At 63.6% G+C, this 23,888-nt stretch carries 11 protein-coding genes; 5 read left to right on the top strand and 6 right to left on the bottom strand.

The genetic code is table 11. The features are described from left to right. Positions 1–84: 84 nt before the first annotated feature. The 5 genes from HYE77_RS23855 to HYE77_RS23835 form a co-directional block, all read right to left on the bottom strand. Positions 85–858 (bottom strand): enoyl-CoA hydratase/isomerase family protein, encoded by a 774-nt coding sequence (locus HYE77_RS23855; RefSeq protein WP_008431696.1) that lies wholly within the window; start codon positions 856–858, stop codon positions 85–87. Next, entirely contained in the window at positions 855–2,012 is a 1,158-nt protein-coding gene (gene atuD / locus HYE77_RS23850) for a citronellyl-CoA dehydrogenase (protein WP_087695085.1), read from the bottom strand. The genes HYE77_RS23855 and atuD overlap by 4 nt, the downstream gene beginning before the upstream one ends. A gap of 71 nt (positions 2,013–2,083) precedes the next feature. Continuing rightward, positions 2,084–3,700, bottom strand: coding sequence for a geranyl-CoA carboxylase subunit beta (gene atuC / locus HYE77_RS23845; RefSeq protein WP_008431693.1), 1,617 nt, complete (start codon positions 3,698–3,700; stop codon positions 2,084–2,086). 3 nt (positions 3,701–3,703) lie between these two features. Beyond that, the gene (locus tag HYE77_RS23840) at positions 3,704–4,576 is read right to left on the bottom strand and encodes an SDR family oxidoreductase (RefSeq protein ID WP_177069487.1); all 873 of its coding nucleotides are present in this window, start codon (positions 4,574–4,576) and stop codon (positions 3,704–3,706) included. Between the two features lie 12 nt (positions 4,577–4,588). After that, complete coding sequence (locus HYE77_RS23835) at positions 4,589–6,367, bottom strand: acyclic terpene utilization AtuA family protein (RefSeq protein ID WP_102369611.1); 1,779 nt, start codon at positions 6,365–6,367, stop codon at positions 4,589–4,591. A 154-nt stretch (positions 6,368–6,521) separates the two neighbouring features. Here HYE77_RS23835 and HYE77_RS23830 point away from each other — a divergent pair, with 154 nt between their 5' ends. The 3 genes from HYE77_RS23830 to HYE77_RS23820 all read left to right on the top strand — a co-directional run bounded on the left by HYE77_RS23830 (position 6,522) and on the right by HYE77_RS23820 (position 9,113). After that, complete coding sequence (locus HYE77_RS23830; protein WP_177069486.1) at positions 6,522–7,145, top strand: TetR/AcrR family transcriptional regulator; 624 nt, start codon at positions 6,522–6,524, stop codon at positions 7,143–7,145. Between the two features lie 99 nt (positions 7,146–7,244). Beyond that, positions 7,245–8,033 (top strand): ABC transporter substrate-binding protein, encoded by a 789-nt coding sequence (locus tag HYE77_RS23825; protein WP_083853176.1) that lies wholly within the window; start codon positions 7,245–7,247, stop codon positions 8,031–8,033. 66 nt (positions 8,034–8,099) lie between these two features. Next, positions 8,100–9,113 (top strand): GNAT family N-acetyltransferase, encoded by a 1,014-nt coding sequence (locus HYE77_RS23820; RefSeq protein WP_003209026.1) that lies wholly within the window; start codon positions 8,100–8,102, stop codon positions 9,111–9,113. Between the two features lie 138 nt (positions 9,114–9,251). Here the strand turns inward: HYE77_RS23820 and HYE77_RS23815 are convergent, their stop codons facing one another. Then, positions 9,252–9,803 carry an RNA polymerase factor sigma-70 gene (locus HYE77_RS23815; RefSeq protein ID WP_003209024.1) on the bottom strand — a complete coding sequence of 184 codons (552 nt, stop codon included), beginning with the start codon at positions 9,801–9,803 and terminating at the stop codon, positions 9,252–9,254. Between the two features lie 278 nt (positions 9,804–10,081). On the opposite strand from HYE77_RS23815, the gene HYE77_RS23810 reads away from it, so the two are divergent. Both HYE77_RS23810 and HYE77_RS23805 read left to right on the top strand, forming a co-directional pair. After that, positions 10,082–10,840, top strand: a complete 759-nt coding sequence (locus tag HYE77_RS23810; protein WP_177023348.1) for a thioesterase II family protein — start codon at positions 10,082–10,084, stop codon at positions 10,838–10,840. Positions 10,841–10,900: 60 nt separating this feature from the next. Continuing rightward, positions 10,901–23,839 carry a non-ribosomal peptide synthetase gene (locus HYE77_RS23805; protein WP_177069485.1) on the top strand — a complete coding sequence of 4,313 codons (12,939 nt, stop codon included), beginning with the start codon at positions 10,901–10,903 and terminating at the stop codon, positions 23,837–23,839. The last annotated feature ends 49 nt before the right edge of the window (positions 23,840–23,888 follow it).

Raw genomic sequence — 23,888 nt, 5'->3', positions numbered from 1 at the left:
TTACTTTTGCGCTTTTCAAAAGTGACCCGCTGTAAGAGCGGAACCCATAGTCGCCATTACAAAAATAACGGATATGCCCCCGATTCATCGCGCCCACCCCGGCCTGCGCTTCTGCACAAACGCCTGAGTCCCCTCAACCCCTTCCTCACCACAAACTGCCTCGGCAAACCACTCGGCAGCCTGGTCCAACAACGGCCCCAAAACCTGCTCACCACTGGCCAGCAGCAACGCCTTGGTCCGCGCATTAGCCCCCGGAGCACATCGCAAAACCTGCCCCAACACCTCATCCAGCCGCTCCGCCAACGCCTGTGGATCGTGCTCCACAAAATGCACCAACCCCAACCGCAGCGCCTCAACCCCATCAAACCGCGCCGCCGTCAAAGCCAGCCGCCGCGCTTGGGTCAGCCCGATACGCTTCACCACAAACGGAGCAATCTGCGCCGGCAATAACCCAAGGCCGGTCTCCGGCAACCCAAACTGCGCCTGATGATCCGCAATCGCTACATCACTGACACACACCAACCCAAACCCGCCGCCCAGCACGGCACCCTCAAGCACCACAATCACCACCTGCGGCAGCGCCTCCACTTCCTGCAACAGCGTACCGAACGCCCGGTTCAACGCCTGCAAGCCGCCCGCGGCTCCCGCGCGAGCCATGTCCTTCACATCGCCACCGGCCGAAAAATGCCCACCCGCGCCGCTGATAACCAACGCCCGCACGCTCTTGTCCCCAGCCACATCGGCCAGTACCGCACGCAGTTCGTTGACCATTTCCAGGCTCATGGCATTGCGGCTGTCCGGCCGATTGAGGGTCACATGCAGCACCCCGTTATGCGGCTCCAGCAACAACGTGTTCACGACTTTCTCCCCGGCAGGGTGCCCATCAATTTGCAGATGATCCCCAGCATGATCTCGTCCGCCCCACCACCAATCGACACCAGCCGCACATCGCGATAAGCCCGGGCCACCGGGTTGTCCCACATGAACCCCATGCCGCCCCAATATTGCAGGCAACTGTCGCTGACTTCCCGGCCCAGGCGGCCGGCCTTGAGCTTGGCCATGGAGGCCAGGCGCGTCACGTCCTGGCCCTTGATGTACTGCTCGGTGGCCTGGTACACCAGCGCCCGCAGGCATTCGATTTCGGTGGACAGTTCGGCCAGGCGGAAGTGGATCACCTGGTTGTCGATCAGCGCCTTGCCGAAGGTCTTGCGTTCCTTGCAGTAATCGATGGTGCTGTCGATGCAGTACTCCAGGCCCTTGACCATATTGGCCGCGCCGAACAGCCGCTCTTCCTGGAACTGCAGCATCTGCATCATGAATCCCGCACCTTCATGGCCGATGCGGTTGCGCTGGGGGATGCGCACGTCGTCGAAAAACACCTGGGCGGTTTCCGAGCTGTGCATGCCGAGCTTTTCCAGGGGCGGGCTGACGCTGATGCCGGGGGTGTTCATCGGCACCATGATCAGCGACTTGTTGATGTGCGGCTTGTCGTCCGAGGTGTTGGCCAGCAGGCAGATGAAGTCGGCGCTCGGTGAGTTGGTGATCCACATCTTGCTGCCGTTGATCACGTAGTCGGTGCCGTCCTTGCGCGCATGGGTTTTCAGCCCGGCCACGTCGGAGCCGGCGCCGGTTTCCGAAACGCCGATGCAGCCCACCTGTTCGCCGCTGATGGCCGGGCGCAGGAATTCTTCGCGCAATTCATCGGAGCCGAAGCGGGCGAGGGCCGGGGTGCACATGTCGGTCTGCACGCCGATGGACATCGGGATGCCGCCGCAGCGAATGCTGCCGAACTCTTCGGCGGCGACGATCGAGTAGCTGTAGTCGAGGCCCATGCCACCGAATTTTTCCGGCTTGGAAATACCCAGCAAACCGAGGTCGCCGGCCTTGCGGAAGATCTCGTGGATCGGAAAGCGTCCGGCCTTTTCCCACTCATCCACATGCGGGTTGATCTCGCGCTCGACAAAGCCACGGACGGTGCGACGCAGTGCTTCGTGTTCCTGGGTGAAGATCATTTTTATTGTTCTCCCTATGGGGACGCGGAGCGTCCCGGGCTGCATTCCCACGCGGGGCGTGGGAACGATCATCAAAACCGCGCTGCACCAAAGCTGTTGGGCTGTAGTTGCCGCACCTCGGCCTCGTGGCAGATGTCCAGCAGAAACCCGAGCAAGGTCCGTGTATCCCGTGGGTCAATCAGCCCGTCGTCCCACAGGTTCGCGCTGCCATAAAGGGCGGTGGACTGGCTGTCGAGTTTCTGTGCGGTGACCTGTTCGAGCATGTCGAGCACCTTGGGGTCGGGCACCAGGCCGTCTTTCAGTTGCTTGGCTTCGGTGACGATCCGCAGCACCTTGCCCGCCTGGGCGCCGCCCATCACGGCGGTGCGACTGTTGGGCCAGGCGAAGATAAAACGCGGGTCGAGCCCACGGCCGCACATCGCATAGTTGCCGGCACCATAGGAGCCGCCGACGACGATGGTCAGTTTCGGCACCCGGGCATTGGCCACCGCCTGGATCATCTTCGCGCCGTGCTTGATCACGCCTTGCTGTTCCGACTCGGTGCCCACCATGAAGCCGGTGGTGTTGTGGAAGAACAGCAGCGGTGTCTGGCTCTGGTCGCACAGCTGGATAAATTGCGCGGCCTTGCTCGCACCCTTCGGGGTGATCGGCCCGTTGTTGCCGATAAAGCCACAGGCCCGGCCCTGGATATGCAAGTGGCCGCAGACGGTGTGCGGGTCGAACTCGCCCTTGAACTCCAGGAAGTTGGAAGCATCCGCCAACCGCGCGAGGATTTCGCGCACGTCGTAGGGCTTTTTCGGATCGTCGGGGATCAGCCCCAACAGCTCGTCAATCGGGTACAGCGGCTCGCTGTAAGCGCGCTTTGGCACAGGTGGCAAGCGGTCATCCCACGGCAACAGGCTGACAATCTCACGCACGATGCGCACACCGTCAGCGTCGTTTTCCGCCAGGTATTCAGCGGTGCCGGCGGTTTGCGCATGCATCTCGGCGCCGCCCAGTTCTTCATCGGTGGCGACTTCGCCGGTGGCGGCCTTGAGCAGCGGCGGGCCGGCCAGGAACAGCTTGGCCTTGCCACGCACCACCACCACGTAATCCGAAAGCCCCGGCTGATACGCGCCGCCCGCCGTGGCCGAGCCATGCACCACGGTGATTTGCGGCAAGCCCATGGCCGACATCCGCGCCTGGTTGGCGAAGCTGCGGGCGCCTTCGACGAAAATCTCGGCGGCGTAGTTGAGGTTGGCGCCGCCGCTTTCTGCCAGCGTCACCACCGGCAGTTTGTTTTCCATGGCGATCTGTTGCAGGCGCAGGGATTTTTTCAGGCCCGAGGGGGAAATGGTCCCGCCCTTGATCGCGCTGTTGTTGGCCACCACCAGCATGCGCACGCCGCTGACGTAGCCGATGCCGGCGATCAACCCGCCGCCAGCGGCGCTGCCGTCCTTGTCATCGTGCAGTTTGTAGCCGGCCAGGCTCGCCAGTTCGAGGAACGGCGCGCCGGGGTCGAGCAATAAATTCAGGCGTTCCCGTGGCAGCAGTTGCCCGCGCTTGTCGAACCTGGCCTTGGCTTCGGCGGCCTTGCCCAGCAGGTTTTGCTCCAGCTGGCGCAATTGATTGACGCCCGTGAGCATCGCTTCGCGGTTCTGCGCGAATTGCGGGCTGTGGGCGTCGAGTTGCGAGTCGATCACCGGCATGGCTTATTTCTCCTCCTTGAGCACGTCCGGCAAGTAAGCCCGGTGGAAACCATTAAAGGACACGCTCGGCGGTTGCGCCTTGTGCAGCGGCCAGGCGCGGCTGCCCAGGCTGGCGGCGCCGTCGATACGCAAGGTGCTGCCGCTGACGAACGCGGCGGCGGGGCTGAGCAAGAACACAATCGCCGCGCTGACTTCCGATTCGGTGCCGATGCGCTTGAGCGGTACATGCTCGCGCAAGGTCGGGATCACCGCCTTGAATGCGCCTTCGTAGGTGTCCATGCCGCTGGAGGCAATCCAGCCCGGCGCCACGGCGTTGACCCGCACCCCGGCGTAACCCCATTCAACGGCGGCGGTCTTGGTGAGGTTGTCCATGCCCGAACGTGCCGCACCGGAGTGGCCCATGCCGGGCATGCCGCCCCACATGTCGGCGAGCATGTTGACGATGGACCCGCCGTGCTTGCTCATGCTCTGGTTGAACACTTCCCGGGCCATCAGGAAACCGCCCACCAGGTTGGTGCGCAACACGGTTTCAAAGCCCTTCTGGTTGATCGACGCGAGCGGCGAGGGGTACTGGCCGCCGGCGTTGTTCACCAGGCCATGAATCGGGCCGTGCTCCTGGAGGATATGGCCGACCAGTGCCTTGACCGCTTCTTCATCACGAATATCGCAGGCCTGCCAGCTGGCGCGACCGCCGTCCTCACTGATCTCCGCCGCCACCGTTTGCAGTTTTTCCGGCTTGCGCCCCACCAGGATCACATGGGCGCCGAGGGCTGCCAGCTCGTGGGCGGTGCAACGGCCAATGCCACTGCCGCCGCCGGTAACGATGATGGTCTGCCCCTGGAACAGGTCGGCTTTGAAGATCGAGTCGAAGGCCACGGCGTGGGTCCTTTAAGTGAATTGATCGGCAATGTGCTGCGGCACGGCAATCGGGATTTCCAGCAACTGTTGGGCGAAGGCCTTGCCTTGGGGATCGATGCGCAGGCTGGCAATCCCGCCGCCACCCAGGGCGTTTTCCAGCAGGAAGTTCAGGCTGTGGCTGCCGGGCAAATACCAGCGCTCGACGCGGCCGTGGATCGGGTCGAGCACGTGGCTCATCCAGTCGACGATCACTTCGGGCGTCAGTGCCTCGGCGATCCACGGCAGGTAGTCGGGCTCGCGGGCGATCACCCCGATGTTGCTGTGGTTGCCCTTGTCGCCGGAGCGGGCCACGGCCAGCTTGACCAGCGGCACGTTGGCGTCGGCGCGGCCTTGGGGTTTGGGCGGATCGATCAATGCGATCGAGGTGTTCAGCGGTTTGGCGACGGGCAATTCGCAGGCATGCCGTTCGCCAAGGAAGTCGACCTGCAATTGGCAGGCGCTTTTATCGATCAGGAATGAAAACAACCGAATCAGCGGGTACACCGTGGGTCGCCCGCCGACGATTCCGGTGAGCCCCGGCGCCATGCCGGTGGCCGCCTGGGCAATCTCCCGGGCGAACAGCACCAGCGCCTGTTTGCTGGGGTGACGCACCGCCAGTTTCACCACCACTTCGCGGCAGTCCTGGCGTTGGGCATGGGGGCCGTAGGTGGCTTCGCTGCCCAGCAGTTCGATGTTGATGTCGGTGTAGGGCGCCCAGCCGCGCTGGCTGAACAGCTCTGAGGTCTTGTTGATGATCGCCTGGCTGACCCGCTCGGCCTTGGCCACCGCGTCGATCCCGGCGATCAGGCAACTGGCGGTGCAGCGAAAACCATCCGGGTAGGTGGCGCTGACCTTGTATTGGTCGGTGGGCGGCAGGCCTTTGGCGCCGTGCAGGTGCACGCGGTTTTTGCCTTGTTGCCGGAGCTTGACCTGGCTGAAGTCGCAGATCACGTCGGGCAACAGGTAGGCGCGCGGGTCGCCGATTTCATACAGCAGTTGCTCGGCGACGCTCAGTTCGCTGATCAGTCCGCCGGTGCCCTCGACCTTGCTGACGGTGAACTGGCCGTCGGCACTGACCTCCACAATCGGGAAACCGATGTGTTCGTAGTCCGGCACCTCCCGCCAATCGGTGAAGTTGCCGCCGGTGCACTGCGCGCCGCATTCGATGATATGCCCGGCCAACGCCGCCTGGGCCAGGCGGTCGTAGTCCTGCCAGGACCAGTCGAACTCATGCACCAGCGCCGCGCTGACCACCGCGCTGTCCACCACACGGCCGGTTATCACGATATCGGCACCCAGCTCCAGCGCCTGCACGATGCCGGGCGCGCCGAGGTAGGCGTTGGTGGATACGCACATCGGCGGCAAGGGCGCGCCGCTGAACATGTCGGTGACGCCGTGCAGTTGCTTGAACTGCGGTTGCAGGTCATCCCCCAGCAGTACGGCGATCTTCAACGGGATTCGGGCCTGGTCGCAGGCCGCCTGCAACGCGGCGGCGCAGGCCTGGGGGTTGATCCCGCCGGCGTTGCTGATCACGCGGATGCCCTGGCGCTGGATATCCGCCAGCAGCGGCGTCAGCACCTCGACGAAGTCCGTGGCATAGCCGGCCTGGGGATCTTTCATTCGCGCCCCGGCGAGGATCGACAGGGTGACTTCCGCCAGGTAGTCGAACACCAGGTAATCCAGCGTGCCGCCGTGCACCAACTGCGCAGCGGCGGTGCAGGTGTCGCCCCAGAAGGCGCTGGCGCAGCCGATGCGTACCGTCTTGTTCATGGGGCGTCCTTCCTCTGGTTTGCTGGCACCCACACTACCAAGCAAGCGCTTGGTTTGTAAACTCTGGTCATAACTTTGCCCCAAGCGCTTGCTTGGTTGGCTGCCACGGCCTAAATTGCCGCCCAAGACGTAACCAGAAGTTAAGGAGAGCAGCATGGATGAGCAAAAAGCCCTGCGGGTGATGCGCACCATGGTCGACGCCGGCCAATTGACCGACCCCGACAGTGCCCGTGGCAAGCTGCTGCAAACCGCGGCCCACCTGTTTCGCAACAAGGGTTTTGAGCGCACCACCGTGCGTGACCTGGCCGGCGCGGTCGGGATCCAGTCCGGCAGCATCTTTCATCACTTCAAGAGCAAGGACGAAATCCTGCGGGCGGTGATGGAGGAAACCATCCACTACAACACCGCCCTGATGCGCGCTTCCCTGGCCGAGGCGAGCAACGTGCGCGAGCAGGTGCTGGCGCTGATTCGTTGCGAATTGCAGTCGATCATGGGCGGCAGTGGCGAGGCCATGGCGGTGCTGGTGTATGAATGGCGTTCCCTGTCGGCCGAGGGCCAGGCCCAGGTGCTGGCCTTGCGCGATATCTACGAAGAGATCTGGTTGCAGTTGCTGGGGGAGGCGAAAAACGCCGGTTACATCAAGGGCGATGTGTTTATCACGCGGCGTTTCCTGACGGGCGCCTTGTCCTGGACCACCACCTGGTTTCGCGCCCAGGGCAGCATGACCCTGGAGCAACTGGCCGACGAAGCCTTGCTGATGGTGTTGAAAGCTGACTAGCCCTTTCGCGCAAGCTATTAATTGTGTGGCAGAAAGTTGTCTCGATAGACAAAAACGCCTAGCTTAGCGGGATCAAAGTTTTCGACGGTGTGTGCCTTGATGTTTTCGCCTTGGCGATTGGCTGCAGGACTCTCAATATGGGCACTTGGCGCACTGTGGCTGATGCCTGCCTCGGCCGCCCAACTGGTGAGGGTCGGTGCTGCGCATTTCCCGCCATACACCGTGCGCCCGGAGCAGGGTGCCGACACCGGGTTGCTGCCGCAACTGGTGGAAGCCTTGAACGCCCTGCAAACCGACTACCAGTTTGTGCTGGTACCCACCTCGATTCCCCGGCGTTTTCGCGACTTCCAGCAAGGTCGGGTGGACATGGCGATCTTCGAAAACCCCAAGTGGGGCTGGCAGGATATTGCCCACACCGATGTCGACATGGGCCTGGAGGATGCGGAAATCTTCGTGGCCCAGCAGGAGCCCGGTCGCGACCAATCGTATTTCGCCGACCTGACCGGCAAGCGCCTGGCGGTGTTCAGCGGCTATCACTACGCGTTCGCCAACTTCAACCCCGACCCCAAGTACATGGCGGAGCACTTCAACGCCACCTTGACCTATTCCCACGACAGCAACCTGCTGATGGTCGCCCGGGGCCGGGCCGACATTGCCCTGGTGACACGTTCCTACCTCAGCGATTTCCTGGTGCGCAATGCCGATACGGCGGGGCAGTTCCTGGTGTCCGAGCGGATCGACCAGGTGTACCACCACTATGCGTTGCTGCGGCCCAAGGCGCCGATCACGGGGCCGGCGTTCGCCGGGCTGCTCAAGCAGCTGAGGGACAACGGCCAGTTGCTGAAGATCTTCGAGCCTTACCGCATCGATGTAATGCCGGTACCGTGATCGTCTAAATTTTTGCCCTCGGCTCACGTCACTTGTTGAACTGTCGACGATTCGTGAGCCCATCCCATGTCCAATCTGAATGACCTGTCTGTGCTGCCCTTGCCGGCGGGACCCGCCCTGAATGCTGATGAAACTGATAGCCGCCTGAGCCTCACCCTTGAGGGCCAGCCGCTGATTCGCCTGCGCCTTGAGCGGGGTGATGAGGTGCAGGTGCATTTGCAGGAGCCCGCCAGTGTGCCGGCTGCCCGTGCCTTGTGGGCGGCGTGTTATTGGCTGTTTGCCAGGGAGCCCGGGCGTCAGCGACTGGTCTGGTGTCTTGAGCATGCGCCGGAAGATGCCTTGCGCAGTGGGTTGCTGGTGGCGACCGGGGTTGCCGGGCAGTTTCATTGCGAGCGCACGTTGTTCTGGCAGTTGCCGCAACCGTGGCTGGGGCAATCTCTCACGGGGACTTATCCGCAGCAGATGATCATCAGCGGTGGCAAGCGTCATCCTGCCCGTGCGCCGAAGCCGCGGGGCGAGGTGTATCGGCGGTTTGATGCGCGGCTGGGGGCGTGGATTTCACTGCGTACGGTGGAGATTGATGTTGATCTGGCGCGCTTCAATCGTTGGCAGAACAGTGCGCGGGTGGCGAATTTCTGGCAGGAAACTGGCAGCCTGGAACAGCATCGGGAGTATCTGGACAAGCTGGAAGCGGATCCCCATGCGTTGACGTTAATTGGCTGTTTCGATGATGAGCCGTTTGCTTATTTCGAGGCGTATTGGGCGAAGGAGGATCGGATTGCGCCGTTTTATGACGCGGCGGATTACGATCGCGGGATTCATATGCTGGTGGGCGAAGAGCACCACCGTGGTCCGCACAAGGTAGCGAGCTGGTTGTCGGCGCTGGTGCATTACTTGTTTCTCGATGATCCGCGTACGCAGCGTGTGGTGGCTGAGCCTCGGGCGGATAACGGGAAGATGATTGGGCATATGCAGAATCAGTGTTTCCACTGTGAGAAGGAGTTTGATTTTCCTCATAAGCGGGCGGCGTTGATGATTCTGGGGCGGGAACGGTTTTTTGAGCGGTGTGGGTTGGTTTGACTGAGCAAAAAATCTGAGTGCACGAAGATCAAATGTGGGAGCGGGCTTGCTCGCGAAAGCGCAGTGTCAGTCAATGCATGTGTGACTGATCCACCGCTTTCGCGAGCAAGCCCGCTCCCACATGGGATGTGTGGCGCGTCAGGCCCGCCGCGCAAACGTGTCGCTATGGGTCCCGGAAACCTTCCGGCAATGCACCAGCGCATCGCGAATCATAAAGTTCACCAACGTCGGTGAAACCCCCAGCTCCTTGGCAATATCCTTCTGCGGCACCCCGTGCAGCCGGTACATCTCAAACGCATAACGCGTGCGCTGAGGCAACTCGGTCAAGGCGTCGGCAATGTTCTCCAGCGTCGAAAAGTTGATGTGCGAGGTCTCAGGTGAAGCGCCGTGAATAACCACATTCAAGCCTTCCTCTTCCGTGCCGGAATATTTCAGCTCCAGCGCCTGCTTGCGGTAGTGATCAATAGCCAGGTTGCGCACGATCTGGAACAGGTAACTGAGCTGCGCCTTGAACGATGACGTGATGGTGGGGGCCGATTGCAACCGGAAGTAGGCGTCTTGCACCACGTCTTCGGCGCGGGATCGGCAGCCGGTAATACGCGCTGCGATCTTGACCAGGATCAGTCGATTGTCGACGAAGGCCTGGAGTAGGGGTGAGTCGCACCTGCCTGTGGATACTTGTTCCGTCATGGAAATCACCTTGTTGCAAGAGAAGGTTGGGGGAGGGCGTCCTTGCTGAGGCCTCCTACACATCGGGCAACAAATTATGCTTAATGATAATGATTGTCAAATGAGAAGACGAACTAATCTTATGCTTTATCGAGAGGTGTGAACGGCGTCTCGCTGACTAATTATTTCCCGGTGCCATCCGTTCTCATGGGTGAAAGGCCAGTTAACAAACCGGCCAAGGATCAGCGCCTGGAGGAGGACAAAATGGGTTTTTATCGTGTGAGCGGGAGTGGTCTGAAATGAACACGCCGGCTCGATTACGCCTGTTTTGCCTGCCTTACTCCGGCGCCAGCGCCATGGTCTACAGCCGCTGGCGGCGTGCGCTGCCGGAGTGGTTGCAGGTGCGGCCGCTGGAGTTGCCGGGGCGCGGCATGCGCATGGACGAGCCGTTGCAGCGCGATATCAAAAAACTGGCCGGGCAACTGGCTGATGAGATTCGCGCCGAGCTGGACGGCCCCTACGCCTTGTTCGGCCACAGCCTCGGCGGCCTGCTGGCCTTCGAACTGGCCCATGCCCTGCGCGAACGGGGCGCGCCGCCGCCATTGGCGCTGTTTGCCTCGGGTACCGCCGGCCCGGCCTGTCGCGATGTCAGCGAATACGCCATCGAGAAAAACGACGAGCAACTGATCGCCCGCCTGCGGGAACTCAAGGGCACGGGCGAAGACGTGCTGGCCAACGCCGAACTGATGCAGTTGATGCTGCCGATCCTGCGGGCCGACTTCCTGCTGTGCGGCAGTTTCGAATACGGCGAGCGTGAGCCGCTGAGCCTGCCCATCCATGTATTCGGCGGCAAGCAGGACACGGTGCGCGCCGATCAACTGCTGGACTGGCAGCAAGACACCGCCAGCGGTTTCTCCCTCGACATGTTCGACGGTCACCACTTCTTCCTGGTGCAGCACGAGAGTTCCGTACTGCGCTGTGTGCGGCGTTACGCCGACGAACACCTGGCCCGCTGGCGCAACGACGCCGCGCGGCAGATGGCCCGGGCGACCGGCTGAACAAGCCCCCGGCCACACATTCCCCGATTTCCCAGTCAGCCGATTTCAGGCAGGAACCCCATGATGGACGCCTTCGAACTTCCCCGCACCCTGGTTCAGTCCCTTCAACGCCGCGCCGCGCAAACCCCGGATCGACTGGCGTTGCGCTTCCTTGCCGAGACGGCCGAACAGAGCGTTGTCCTCAGTTACCGCGACCTCGACCTGCGCGCCCGCACCATTGCCGCCGCCTTACAGGCCGACGCCGGGCTGGGCGATCGTGCGGTGCTGCTGTTCCCCAGCGGGCCGGATTACGTCGCGGCGTTCTTTGGTTGCCTGTACGCCGGGGTCATCGCGGTGCCGGCCTATCCGCCGGAGTCCGCCCGCCGCCATCATCAGGAGCGGCTGCTGTCGATCATTGCAGACGCCGAGCCGCGGTTGCTGCTGACCACGTCCAGCCTCGGTGATTCGCTGGCGCAACTCGAAGGCGCGCCGCAGTTGCTGTGCGTTGACAGTCTCCATGTTGAAATCGCGGGCAATTGGATCGCGCCCAACTTGCAGGACGATGACATCGCCTTCCTGCAATACACCTCCGGCTCCACTGCGTTGCCCAAGGGCGTGCAAGTGACCCACGGCAACCTGGTGGCCAACGAATTGCTGATCCGTCGCGGCTTCGGCATCGACCTGAACCCCGACGACGTGATCGTCAGCTGGTTGCCGCTGTACCACGACATGGGCCTGATCGGCGGGCTGCTGCAGCCGATCTTCAGCGGTGTGCCGTGCGTATTGATGTCGCCGGCGTACTTCCTTGGCCGGCCATTGCGCTGGCTCGAAGCGATCAGCGAATACGGCGGCACCATCAGCGGCGGGCCGGACTTCGCCTATCGCTTGTGCAGCGAGCGAGTCAGCGAATCGGCATTGGATCGCCTGGACCTGAGCAAATGGCGCGTGGCGTATTCCGGCTCCGAGCCGATCCGCCTCGACACCCTCGAACGCTTCGCCGAGAAGTTCGCCGCCTGCGGTTTTACCCCGAACAATTTCTTCGCCTCCTACGGCTTGGCGGAGGCCACCTTGTTCGTTGCCGGCGGCACCCGTGGCCACGGCATCCCGGCCCTGCGCCTGGACGAACAGGCTCTGGCCGCCAATCGCGCCGAGCCAGGGCAGGGCGCGGCGATCATGAGTTGCGGCACCAGCCAGCCCGAGCACGCGGTGCTGATTGCCGACCCCGCCACCCTGGCGACGCTCCCCGACAATGCCGTCGGTGAAATCTGGGCGACCGGCCCGAGCATCGCCCATGGTTATTGGCGCAACCCTGAAGCCACCGCCAAGACCTTCGTCCAGCACGAAGGCCGTACCTGGCTGCGGACCGGCGACCTCGGGTTTATCCGCGAAGGTGAAGTGTTCATCACCGGCCGGCTGAAAGACCTGCTGATCGTGCGGGGCCACAACCTGTATCCCCAAGACATCGAGCAATCCATCGAGCGTGAAGTGGAAGTGGTGCGCAAGGGGCGGGTCGCTGCGTTCGCGGTGAATGACCAGGGCCTGGAAGGCATCGGTATTGCTGCCGAAATCAGCCGCAGCGTGCAGAAAATCCTGCCGCCGGAGGCACTGATCAAAGCGATTCGCCAGGCGGTGGCCGAAGCCTGCCAGGAAGCGCCGAGCGTGGTGGTGTTGCTCAACCCCGGTGGCTTGCCGAAAACGTCCAGCGGCAAGGTGCAGCGCTCGGCCTGCCGCACACGCCTGGCGGACGGCAGCCTCGACAGTTATGCGCAGTTCCCTGGCGTGCAAGCGCAGGCGGGTGATGCGGTGCTGGCGTCCGAGCTGCAAAGCCGGATTGCCGCGATCTGGTGCGAGCAATTGCAGGTGACGCAGGTCGCCGCCGACGATCACTTCTTCCTGCTGGGGGGCAACTCCATCAGCGCCACCCAGGTCGTCGCCCGGCTGCGGGAAACCCTCGGCCTGGAACTGAGCCTGCGCCTGTTGTTCGAAGCGCCCACCCTGGCTGCCTTCGCCACCAGCGTCGGGCAATTGCAGCAGGACGGCGGCGTGGCCCAAGGCGCAATCCATGGGTTGTCGCGCCAGGAAGACCTGCCGCAATCCCTCGCGCAAAACCGCTTGTGGATCACCTGGCAACTCGACCCGCACAGCAGCGCCTACACCATTCCCGGCGCCTTGCGGTTGCGCGGCGAGTTGGATGAAGACGCGGTGCGCTCAAGCTTCCAGCAATTGATCCAGCGCCACGAAGCCCTGCGCACGCGCTTCTTCGAGCGCGATGGCCAGGCCTTCCAGCGGGTCGACGCCAAGGCTGATTTCGACCTGCAAGTCATCGACCTCAGCGATTTGCCTGCCGCCGAGCGGGAAGCCCGGGCCAAGCAGATTCGTGAAGACGAAGCCCGCACCCAGTTCGACCTGGAGAAAGGCCCGCTGCTGTGGGTAACGCTGGTGCGCCTGGATGACGAAGACCACCAACTGCTGGTGACGATGCACCACATCATCGCGGACGGCTGGTCGCTGAACGTGTTGATCGACGAATTCTCGCGACTGTACGCCGCTGCGTCCCAGGGCCAACCCCTGGAGCTGCCAGCGCTGGCCCTGCAATACGCCGACTACGGAAGTTGGCAGCGCCAGTGGCTGGCCGAAGGCGAGGGCCAGCGGCAACTGGCTTACTGGAAACAACAACTGGGCGACGAGCACCCAACCCTGAGCCTGGCCACCGATCACCCGCGTTCGGCGCAGCACCTGCGCAGTGCCTCGCGCCACAGTGTGCGTGTGAGCGCGAGCCTCGGCGAAGCCATTCGCAAGACTGCCCAAAGCCACGAATCCACGCCGTTCATGCTGTTGCTCGCGGCGTTCCAGAGCCTGCTCTATCGCTACAGCGGCCAGCGCGATATCCGCATCGGCGTGCCCAACGCCAACCGTCCGCGCCAGGAAACCCAAGGCCTGATCGGGTTCTTTATCAACACCCTCGTACTGCGCGCCGAACTGGATGCGCGCCTGCCCTTCGCCGAGTTGCTGACGGCAACCCGCACCGCAGCGCTGGGTGCCCAGGCCCATCAGGACCTGCCTTTCGAACAACTGCTGGAAGCCTTCCCCCAAGCCCGGGAACAAGGCCTGTTCCAGGTGATGTTCAACCACCAGCAACGTGACCTCGGCGCCTTGCGCCGCTTGCCGGGCCTGCTTGCCGACGAGCTGGCATGGCACAGCCGCGAAGCCAAGTTCGACCTGCAACTGCACACTGAAGAAGACCGCAACGGGCGCCTGAGCCTGTCGTTCGACTACGCCGATGAGCTGTTCGACGCCGCCACCATTGAGCGCCTGGCCGGGCACTTCATCAACCTGCTGCAAGCCATTTGCGAGCAACCACAACAGGCCATCGGCGACCTGAAGCTGTTGCACGTCGACGAGCAGCGCCAACAACAGCAGTGGAGCGCTGCGCCGTGCACACCGGCGCAGCGCTGGCTGCCGGAACAACTCAACCAACACGTCTCGGAACGCAGCGCAGTGGTGTGGCAGGACGGCAGCCTGACCTTCGCGCAATTGCACACCCAGGCCAACCGCCTGGCCCATTACCTGCGGGACAAGGGCGTCGGCCCGGACGTGTGCGTGGCCATCGCCGCCGAGCGTTCGCCGCAACTGCTGATCGGCCTGCTGGCAATCATCAAGGCCGGCGGTGCCTATGTGCCGCTGGATCCGGATTACCCGGCCGAACGCCTGGCCTACATGCTTAAGGACAGCGGCGTGCAACTGCTGCTGACCCAGACTTCACTGCTGGAACAACTGCCCACGGCGCAAGGCGTGTGCGTCATCGCCATGGACAGCCTCAAGCTCGACAGTTGGCCGACCCACGCGCCGGGTTTGCACCTCAATGGCGACAACCTCGCCTACGTGATCTACACCTCCGGCTCCACCGGCCAGCCCAAGGGCGTGGGCAACACCCATGCCGCGCTGGCCGAGCGCTTGCAGTGGATGCAAGCCACCTACCAATTGGATGAAACCGATGTGCTGATGCAAAAGGCGCCCATCAGTTTCGACGTGTCGGTGTGGGAGTGTTTCTGGCCGCTGATCACCGGTTGCCGCCTGGTGCTGGCCGGCCCCGGCGAGCATCGCGATCCCCATCGCATCGCGCAGTTGGTGCAGGAGCACGGCGTGACCACGCTGCACTTTGTGCCGCCGCTGTTGCAGCTGTTTGTCGACGAACCGTTGGCTGCCGAATGCACCAGCCTGCGTCGCCTGTTCTCCGGCGGTGAAGCGCTGCCTGCCGAGTTGCGCAACCGGGTGCTGGCGCAGTTGCCGGCGGTGCAGTTGCACAATCGGTATGGCCCCACCGAAACCGCGATCAACGTGACGCACTGGCATTGCCAGGCCGAGGACGGCGAGCGTTCGCCGATTGGCCGGCCGCTGGGCAATGTGATTTGCCGGGTGCTGGATGATCAGTTCAAGCCGCTGCCGGCGGGTGTGCCGGGTGAGTTGTGCATCGGCGGCATCGGCCTGGCCCGGGGTTACCTCGGGCGTGCGGGGCTGACCGCCGAACGCTTTGTCGCCGACCCGCTGGGCGAGGCGGGCGCACGCCTGTATCGCACCGGTGACCGTGTGCGCTGGAGCTCCGACGGTGTGCTGGAATATCTCGGGCGCCTGGATCAGCAGGTCAAACTGCGTGGCTTCCGTGTCGAGCCTGAAGAAATCGAAGCCCGCCTGCTGGCTCTCGACGGCATCGCCCAAGCGGTGGTGCTGGTGCGGGAAACCGCAGCCGGTGCGCAGTTGATCGGTTACTACACCGCCAGCGAACCGTTGGATGAACAGGACGTAAAAACCGCCCTGGCCGCCGAGCTGCCGGAGTACATGGTCCCGGCGCAATTGATGCGCCTGGACGCGATGCCCCTGAGCCCAAGCGGCAAACTGGATCGCCGCGCCTTGCCGGAACCGGTGTGGCAGGTACGTGAACACGTCGAACCTGAAACAGCGCTGGAGCAGCAAATCGCCGCGATCTGGCGTGAAGTCCTGGCGCTGCCACGCATCGGCCTGCGGGACGACTTCTTCGCCCTTGGTGGCCATTCGTTGCTGGCGACGCAAATCATCTCCCGCACCCGCCAGGCCTGTGACGTCGAACTGCCGTTGCGCACGCTGTTCGACGCCAGCGAGCTGGGGGCTTTCGCCGAGCAGGTCCGGCTGATCCAGGCCGCCGGGCAACGTAACCAACAGCTGGCCATCGGCAAGGTCGACCGCAGCCAGCCGGTGCCACTGTCCTATTCCCAGCAGCGCATGTGGTTCCTCTGGCAGATGGAGCCCGACAGCCCGGCGTATAACGTCGGCGGCATGGCGCGCTTTCGCGGGGTGCTGGACGTGGGCCGTTTCGAGGCGGCGTTGCAGGCCTTGATCATGCGTCATGAAACCCTGCGCACGACTTTCCCGAGCATCAATGGCGTGGCGCAGCAGAAGGTTGCGGCGCAAACCGGCGTGCGCATGGATTGGCAGGATTTCTCGGCGTTCAGTGAGGCCGAGCGGCAACGGCGTGTGCAGCAACTGGCCGATCATGAAGCCCACACGCCGTTCAATCTGGAAACCGGTCCACTGCTGCGCGCCTGCCTGGTCAAGACCGGCGAGCAGGAACATTACCTGGTGCTGACCCTGCACCATATCGTCACCGAAGGCTGGGCCATGGACATCTTTGCCCGTGAACTCAGCGCGCTGTATGAAGCGTTCATCGACGACCGCGAATCGCCACTGGCGCCACTGCCGGTGCAGTACCTCGACTACAGCGTGTGGCAGCGCCAGTGGCTGGAGTCCGGCGAACGCCAGCGCCAACTGGATTACTGGACCGCGCAACTGGGCACCGAACATCCGCTGCTGGAACTGCCGGCCGACCGTCCGCGGCCGCCGGTGCAAAGTCACCAGGGCGAGCTGTACCGTTTTGATTTGAGCGACGACCTCGCCGCCCGCGTGCGTGCCTTCAACGCCGAACGCGGCCTGACCCTGTTCATGACCATGACCGCCACCCTCGCGGTATTGCTCTACCGCTACAGCGGCCAGACTGACCTGCGCATCGGTGCGCCGGTGGCTAACCGGATTCGCCCGGAAAGCGAAGGGCTGATCGGCGCATTTCTCAACACCCAGGTGCTGCGTTGCCAGCTCAACGGGCAGATGAGTGTCGGCGAACTGTTTGACCAGGTTCGCCATACCGTGATCGAAGGCCAGTCCCATCAGGACCTGCCGTTCGACCATCTGGTGGAGGCCCTGCAACCACCCCGCAGCGCGGCGTACAACCCGCTGTTCCAGGTGATGTGCAACGTGCAGCGCTGGGAATTCCAGCAGAGCCGCACCCTGGCCGGGATGACCGTCGAATACCTGGCCAACGATGCCCGCGCCACCAAGTTCGACCTCAACCTGGAAGTCACCGACCTCGATCATCGCCTGGGTTGCTGCCTGACCTACAGCACCGACCTGTTCGACGAGCCGCGCATTGCGCGCATGGCGGCGCATTGGCAAAACCTGCTGGAAGCCTTGCTCGGCGATCCGCAACAGCGCCTGAGTGAGTTGCCGTTGCTGGAGGCTGGCGAACAGCGCGCCCTGCAAGACAGCCTCGGCATTGAGGCTGGCGAGCATCGCCTCGACCAGTGCATCCATCACCTGTTCAGCGAGCAGGCCCTGGCCCGTGCCGATGCACCGGCGTTGACCTTTGCCGGGCAGACCCTGAGCTACAGCGAACTCGACAGCCGTGCCAATCGCCTGGCCTGGATGCTCCGCGAGCGCGGCGTGGGCCCGCAGGTGCGGGTCGGCCTGGCGTTGCCGCGTTCGCTGGAGATGGTGGTTGGCCTGCTGGCAATCCTCAAGGCCGGCGGCGCCTATGTGCCGCTGGACCCGGAATACCCGCTGGACCGCCTGCACTACATGATCGAAGACAGTGGCATCGGCCTGTTGCTCAGCGATGCCGCGATGTTCGACGCATTGGGCGAACTGCCTGAGAGTGTCGGCCGCTGGTGCCTGGAAGATGACCTGCCGACCCTGGCGGACTACCCGGCGAGCGAGTTGCCTTTCATCAGCCTGCCGCAACATCAGGCCTACTTGATCTACACCTCCGGTTCCACCGGCAAGCCTAAGGGCGTGGTGGTGTCCCACGGTGAAATTGCCATGCATTGCCAGGCGGTGATCGAGCGCTTCGGCATGCGCCCGGATGACTGCGAGCTGCACTTCTATTCCATCAACTTTGACGCTGCCACCGAGCGTCTGCTGGTGCCGTTGCTCAGTGGCGCGCAGGTTGTGTTGCGGGCCCAGGGCCAGTGGGACGCGGAAGAAATCTGCGGGCTGATTCGTCGGCACCGCATCAATATCCTGGGCTTCACCCCAAGCTATGGCAGCCAGTTGGCGCAATGGCTGGCCACGCAAGACCAGACCCTGGCGGTGCGCATGTGCATCACCGGCGGTGAGGCCCTGACCGGCGAACACTTGCAGCGCATTCGTGCGGCATTCAAGCCGGCGCTGTTTTTCAACGCCTATGGCCCGACTGAAACCGTGGTGATGCCGTTGGCCAGCCTGGCCCCGGAAGCCCTGGAAGAGGGCGCCGGCAGCGTGCCGATCGGCAGCATCATCGGCGCGCGTGTGGCCTACATTCTTGACGCGGACCTGGCGCTGGTGCCGCAAGGCGCGACCGGCGAGTTGTACGTCGGCGGTGCAGGCCTTGCCCAGGGGTATCACCAGCGTCCGGGCATGACCGCGGAGCGCTTTGTCGCGGATCCGTTTGCCACGAATGGCGGTCGCCTGTATCGCACCGGTGACCTGGTGCGCCAGCGTGCCGATGGCCTGGTGGAATACCTCGGTCGTATCGACCATCAAGTGAAGATTCGTGGTTTCCGCATCGAGTTGGGAGAAATTGAAACCCGCCTGCTGGAACACGAGGCGGTGCGTGAAGCGGTGGTGTTGGCGCTGGACTCTCCGAGCGGCAAGCAGTTGGTGGCCTATCTGGTCAGCGACCAGGAGCAGGGCGCGCTGCGTGAATCCCTAAAGGCGCATCTGAAAGCGCAGCTGCCGGACTACATGGTGCCCGCGCACCTGATCGTTCTCGACAGCATGCCGCTGACCGCCAACGGCAAACTCGACCGCCGCGCCTTGCCGCAGCCGGACCCCGAGGCGAATCGTCAACAGTACGTGGCGCCGCGCAACGAGCTGGAGCAAACCCTGGCGGCCATCTGGTGCGCGGTACTGAACGTGCAACAGGTAGGCCTTGACGACAACTTCTTCGAGTTGGGCGGCGACTCGATCCTGTCGATCCAGGTGGTCAGCCGGGCCCGGCAGGCGGGGATTCATTTCAGCCCGCGTGATCTGTTCCAGCACCAGACCGTGCAAACCCTGGCCGCCGTGGCGACCCGCAGCGAGCAGGTCAGCGCCGAACAAGGCGTGTTGACCGGCGCGTCCGGGCTGACGCCGATCCAGCACTGGTTCTTCGACACCGACATCCCGGAGCGCCAACACTGGAACCAGGCATTGCTGCTGGAGCCGGTTCAGGCCCTGGAACCTCATCGCCTGGAGCAAGCGTTGCTGGCGGTGCTGGAACATCACGACGCCCTGCGCCTGAGCTTCACCCAGCGCGACGCCCAATGGCACGCCGAACACTTGGCGGTGCCGGAAGGCGGCCTGCTGTTGCAAGCCCAGGTAGCGGACATGGAGCAGTGCAGCGCGCTGTTCACCGACACCCAGCGCAGCCTCAACCTTGCCCATGGCCCGTTGTTGCGCGCGTTGCTGGTGGACGGCCCGCAAGGCCAGCGCCGGCTGCTGATCGCGATCCATCACCTGGTGGTGGACGGCGTTTCCTGGCGCGTATTGCTGGAAGATTTGCAGAGCGTGTATCGCCAGTTGAGCGACGGCCAGCCGGTCAACCTGCCGGCCAAGACCAGCGCCTTGCGCGACTGGGCGGCGCGGTTGCAGGCGTATGCCGGCAGCGAATCCCTGCGTGAGGAGCTGCACGTGTGGCAGCAACAGTTGGCCGGCCCTGCCGTTGAATTGCCGGTGGATCGCCCACAGGGTTCGCTGCGCAATCGCGACGCCGATACCGTCAGCGTGCGCCTGGATGCCGAGCGCACCCGCCAGTTGTTGCAGCAGGCACCAAGTGCCTACCGCACCCAGGTCAACGATTTGCTGCTGACGGCCCTGGCCCGTGTGCTGTGCCGTTGGAGTGGCCATGAATCCGCATTGATCCAGCTGGAAGGCCACGGCCGCGAAACCCTGTTCGACGAGATCGACCTGACCCGCAGCGTCGGCTGGTTCACCAGCGCCTACCCGCTGCGCCTGACCCCGCTGCATATCGAAGAGGCCGCCGGGCAGGGCGCCTCGATCAAGGCGATCAAGGAGCAACTGCGCGGCGTGCCCCACAAAGGGTTGGGTTATGGCGTGCTGCGCTACCTGGCCGACGACCTGTGCCGCCAGACCATGGCCGCGTTGCCGAGCGCAAGTATCACCTTCAACTACCTCGGCCAGTTCGACCAGAGCTTTGGCGCCGACGCACTGTTCCACCCGCTGGACGAGTCCGCCGGGATCGCCCACGACCCGGACGCGCCGTTGCCCAACGCGCTGAGTGTCGACAGCCAGGTGTACGGCGGTGAGCTGGTGCTGCGCTGGACCTTCAGCCGCGAGCGTCACCACAGCCAGACCATCGCTGAACTGGCGGACGCTTACCTGGCGGAACTGCAAAGCCTGATCGAACATTGCCTCAAGGCAGACGCGGGCGGCCTTACGCCGTCGGACTTCCCGCTGGCGCACCTGACCCAGGGGCAACTCGATGCGCTGCCGGTGCCGGCCAATGCCATCGAAGACGTGTACCCGCTGACCCCGATGCAGGAAGGCTTGCTGCTGCACACCCTGCTGGAACCGGGCACCGGCCTCTACTACATGCAGGACCGCTACCGCATCAACAGCGCCCTGGACCCCGAGCGTTTCGCCCAGGCCTGGCAGGCGGTGATCGCCCGTCATGAAGCCTTGCGCGCCTCGTTCTGCTGGAACGTCGGCGAAGACATGTTGCAGGTTATCCACAAGCCCGGCAGCACGCCGATCGAGTACCTCGACTGGAGCCAGGAGCCGGAAAGCGAGCAGGAACCGCGCCTGCAAGCGTTGCTGAAAAGCGAGCGTGAAGCCGGTTTCGATCTGCTTAACCAGGCGCCCTTCCACCTGCGGCTGATCCGCGTAGGCGAAGCCCGCTACTGGTTCATGATGAGCAACCACCACATCCTGATCGATGCGTGGTGCCGCTCGCTGCTGATGAACGATTTCTTCGACATCTACATGGCCCTCGGCGAAGGTCGCGAAGCGCAACTGGCGACGCCACCGCGTTACCGCGATTACATCGCCTGGCTGCAACGCCAGAACCTCGCCGAGGCGCGCCAGTGGTGGCAGCAGAACCTGCAAGGGTTCGAACGCACCACACCGATTCCGAGCGACCGGCCGTTCCTGCGCGAGCATGCCGGCCACAGCGGCGGCATGGTGGTAGGCGACTGCTACACCCGCCTGGATGTGCGCGACGGCGCGCAATTGCGCGAGCTGGCCCAGGCTCATCAATTGACGGTGAACACCTTCGCCCAGGCGGCATGGGCCCTGGTGCTGCGGCGCTTGAGTGGCGATCGCGACGTGCTGTTCGGCGTCACCGTGGCAGGGCGCCCGGTAGAAATGCCCGAGATGCAGCGCACTGTCGGGCTGTTTATCAACAGTATCGCCTTGCGGGTCAAGCTGCCGGAGGACGATCAGCAGTGCAGCGTGCGCCAATGGTTGAGCGGCCTGCTCGACAGCAATATGCAACTGCGCGAGTACGAGTACCTGCCGCTGGTGACCATCCAGGAGCACAGCGAACTGCCGAAAGGCCAGCCGCTGTTCGACAGCCTGTTCGTGTTCGAGAACGCCCCGGTGGAAGTCTCGGTACTGGACCGTGCGCAAAGCCTGAATGCCACCTCGGATTCCGGTCGCACCCACACCAACTTCCCGCTGACGGCCGTGTGCTACCCGGGCGATGACCTGGGCTTGCACCTGTCCTACGACCAGCGTTATTTCGATGAAACCACCGTGCAAGGCATGCTCGCTGAATTCAAGCGGCTGCTGCTGGCGCTGGTGCAGGGCTTCCATGGCGACATGGCCGACTTGCCGCTGATTGGCGAGCAGGAGCGTGAGTTCCTGGTGGACGGCTGCAACCAGAGCGAGCATGAATATCCGCTGGAGCGCAGTTACATCGAGCTGTTCGAAGCCCAGGTGGCACAGCATCCACAGCGGATTGCCGCCAGTTGCCTGGATCAGCAATGGACCTACTCTGAGCTGAACCGGCGCAGTAACCGCCTGGGTCATGCGCTGATTGCCGCGGGTGTCGGGCTGGACCAACCGGTGGCGTTGCTGGCTGAACGTAATCTGGATTTGCTGGGCATGATCATCGGCAGCTTCAAGGCCGGCGCGGGTTACTTGCCGCTGGATCCGGGGCTGCCGACCCAGCGCTTGAGCCGGATTATCGACTTGAGCCGCACGCCGCTGTTGGTGTGCACCGAAGCGTGCCGTGAGCAGGCGCAGGTGCTGCTGGAAGAGTTTGCCTGCTGCGGCCGGCCGAAGTTGCTGGTGTGGGAGGAGATGACTGGCTCGCAGGAAAACCCCGGTATCTACAGCGCGCCGGATAACCTGGCCTACGTGATCTACACCTCGGGCTCCACTGGCCTGCCCAAGGGCGTGATGGTCGAACAGCGCGGCATGCTCAATAACCAGTTGAGCAAGGTGCCGTATCTGCAACTGACTGAGCACGATGTGATCGCCCAGACCGCCTCGCAAAGTTTCGATATCTCGGTGTGGCAGTTCCTCGCGGCGCCGCTGTTCGGGGCGCGGGTGGACATTGTGCCGAATACCATTGCCCATGATCCGCAAGGCTTGCTCGCTCACGTCCAGGCCCAGGGCATTACCGTGCTGGAAAGCGTGCCGTCACTGATCCAGGGCATGCTCGCCCAGGACCGCATGAGCCTGGATGGCTTGCGCTGGATGCTGCCGACGGGTGAAGCGATGCCGCCGGAACTGGCGCACCAGTGGTTGCTGCGTTATCCGCAGATTGGCCTGGTCAACGCGTATGGCCCGGCGGAATGTTCGGACGACGTGGCGTTCTTCCGCGTCGACCTGGCGTCGACCCGTGGCACTTATCTGCCGATTGGTACGCCGACCGACAATAACCGGTTGTACCTGCTGGACGGTGCGCTGGAACTGGTGCCTCAAGGCGCCGTCGGCGAGTTGTGCGTGGCCGGGACCGGCGTGGGTCGTGGTTATGTCAGCGATCCGCTGCGCACGGCGCAAGCGTTTGTGCCGAATCCATTGGGTGCGGACCGGTTGTATCGAACAGGGGATTTGGCCCGCCGTCGCAGCGACGGTGTGTTGGAGTACGTCGGGCGCATCGACCATCAGGTGAAGATTCGCGGTTACCGGATCGAGCTGGGTGAAATCGAAGCGCGCCTGCATGAGCAGCCTGAAGTGCGGGATGCTGCGGTGGGCGTGCAGGAGGGCGTCAACGGCAAGCATCTGGTGGGCTACCTGGTGGCGGCGGATGCGCAGCTCAACCCGGGTGAGCGCCTCGATCGCATCAAGCAACGCCTGCGGGCCGAGCTGCCGGAATACATGGTGCCGTTGCATTGGTTGTGGCTCGACCGGTTGCCGCTGAACGCCAACGGCAAGCTGGACCGCAAGGCCTTGCCGGCACTGGAGATCGGCCAGTTGCACAGCCAGGAATATCTGGCGCCGCGCAATGAGCTGGAGCAGACGCTGGCCGGGATCTGGGCCGAGGTGCTCAAGGTCGAGCGCGTCGGCGTGCAGGACAACTTCTTCGAACTGGGCGGGCATTCGTTGCTGGCCACGCAGATAGCTTCACGGGTGCAGAAGACGCTGCAGCGAGATGTGCCGTTGCGGGCGATGTTCGAGTGCAGCACGGTGGAGGCGTTGGCGGGGTATATCGACGGGCTGGCGGCGAATGAGATCAGCGCCGAGAAGGTGGATCGGTTGAGTGATTTGATGGCGGAGCTGGAGGGTTTTTAACTCGGATCGCAACGCGCCACTCGTCGGGTGGCGCGGTTGTTAAGGTTCG

This window comes from Pseudomonas sp. IPO3774 (genome assembly GCF_013386835.1).
Lineage (GTDB): Bacteria > Pseudomonadota > Gammaproteobacteria > Pseudomonadales > Pseudomonadaceae > Aquipseudomonas.
Note: the sequence above shows the minus strand (reverse complement) of the source record. Positions and strands in the feature narration are given on the sequence as shown.

What these genes read in the sequence shown, in the direction of transcription:
- atuD (WP_087695085.1), bottom strand. Translation starts at nt 2,012, where the DNA reads ATGATCTTCACCCAGGAACACGAAGCACTGCGTCGCACCGTCCGTGGC.
- HYE77_RS23810 (WP_177023348.1), top strand. Translation starts at nt 10,082, where the DNA reads ATGAACACGCCGGCTCGATTACGCCTGTTTTGCCTGCCTTACTCCGGC.
- HYE77_RS23825 (WP_083853176.1), top strand. Translation starts at nt 7,245, where the DNA reads ATGTTTTCGCCTTGGCGATTGGCTGCAGGACTCTCAATATGGGCACTT.
- HYE77_RS23805 (WP_177069485.1), top strand. Translation starts at nt 10,901, where the DNA reads ATGATGGACGCCTTCGAACTTCCCCGCACCCTGGTTCAGTCCCTTCAA.
- HYE77_RS23835 (WP_102369611.1), bottom strand. Translation starts at nt 6,367, where the DNA reads ATGAACAAGACGGTACGCATCGGCTGCGCCAGCGCCTTCTGGGGCGAC.
- atuC (WP_008431693.1), bottom strand. Translation starts at nt 3,700, where the DNA reads ATGCCGGTGATCGACTCGCAACTCGACGCCCACAGCCCGCAATTCGCG.
- HYE77_RS23820 (WP_003209026.1), top strand. Translation starts at nt 8,100, where the DNA reads ATGTCCAATCTGAATGACCTGTCTGTGCTGCCCTTGCCGGCGGGACCC.
- HYE77_RS23830 (WP_177069486.1), top strand. Translation starts at nt 6,522, where the DNA reads ATGGATGAGCAAAAAGCCCTGCGGGTGATGCGCACCATGGTCGACGCC.
- HYE77_RS23815 (WP_003209024.1), bottom strand. Translation starts at nt 9,803, where the DNA reads ATGACGGAACAAGTATCCACAGGCAGGTGCGACTCACCCCTACTCCAG.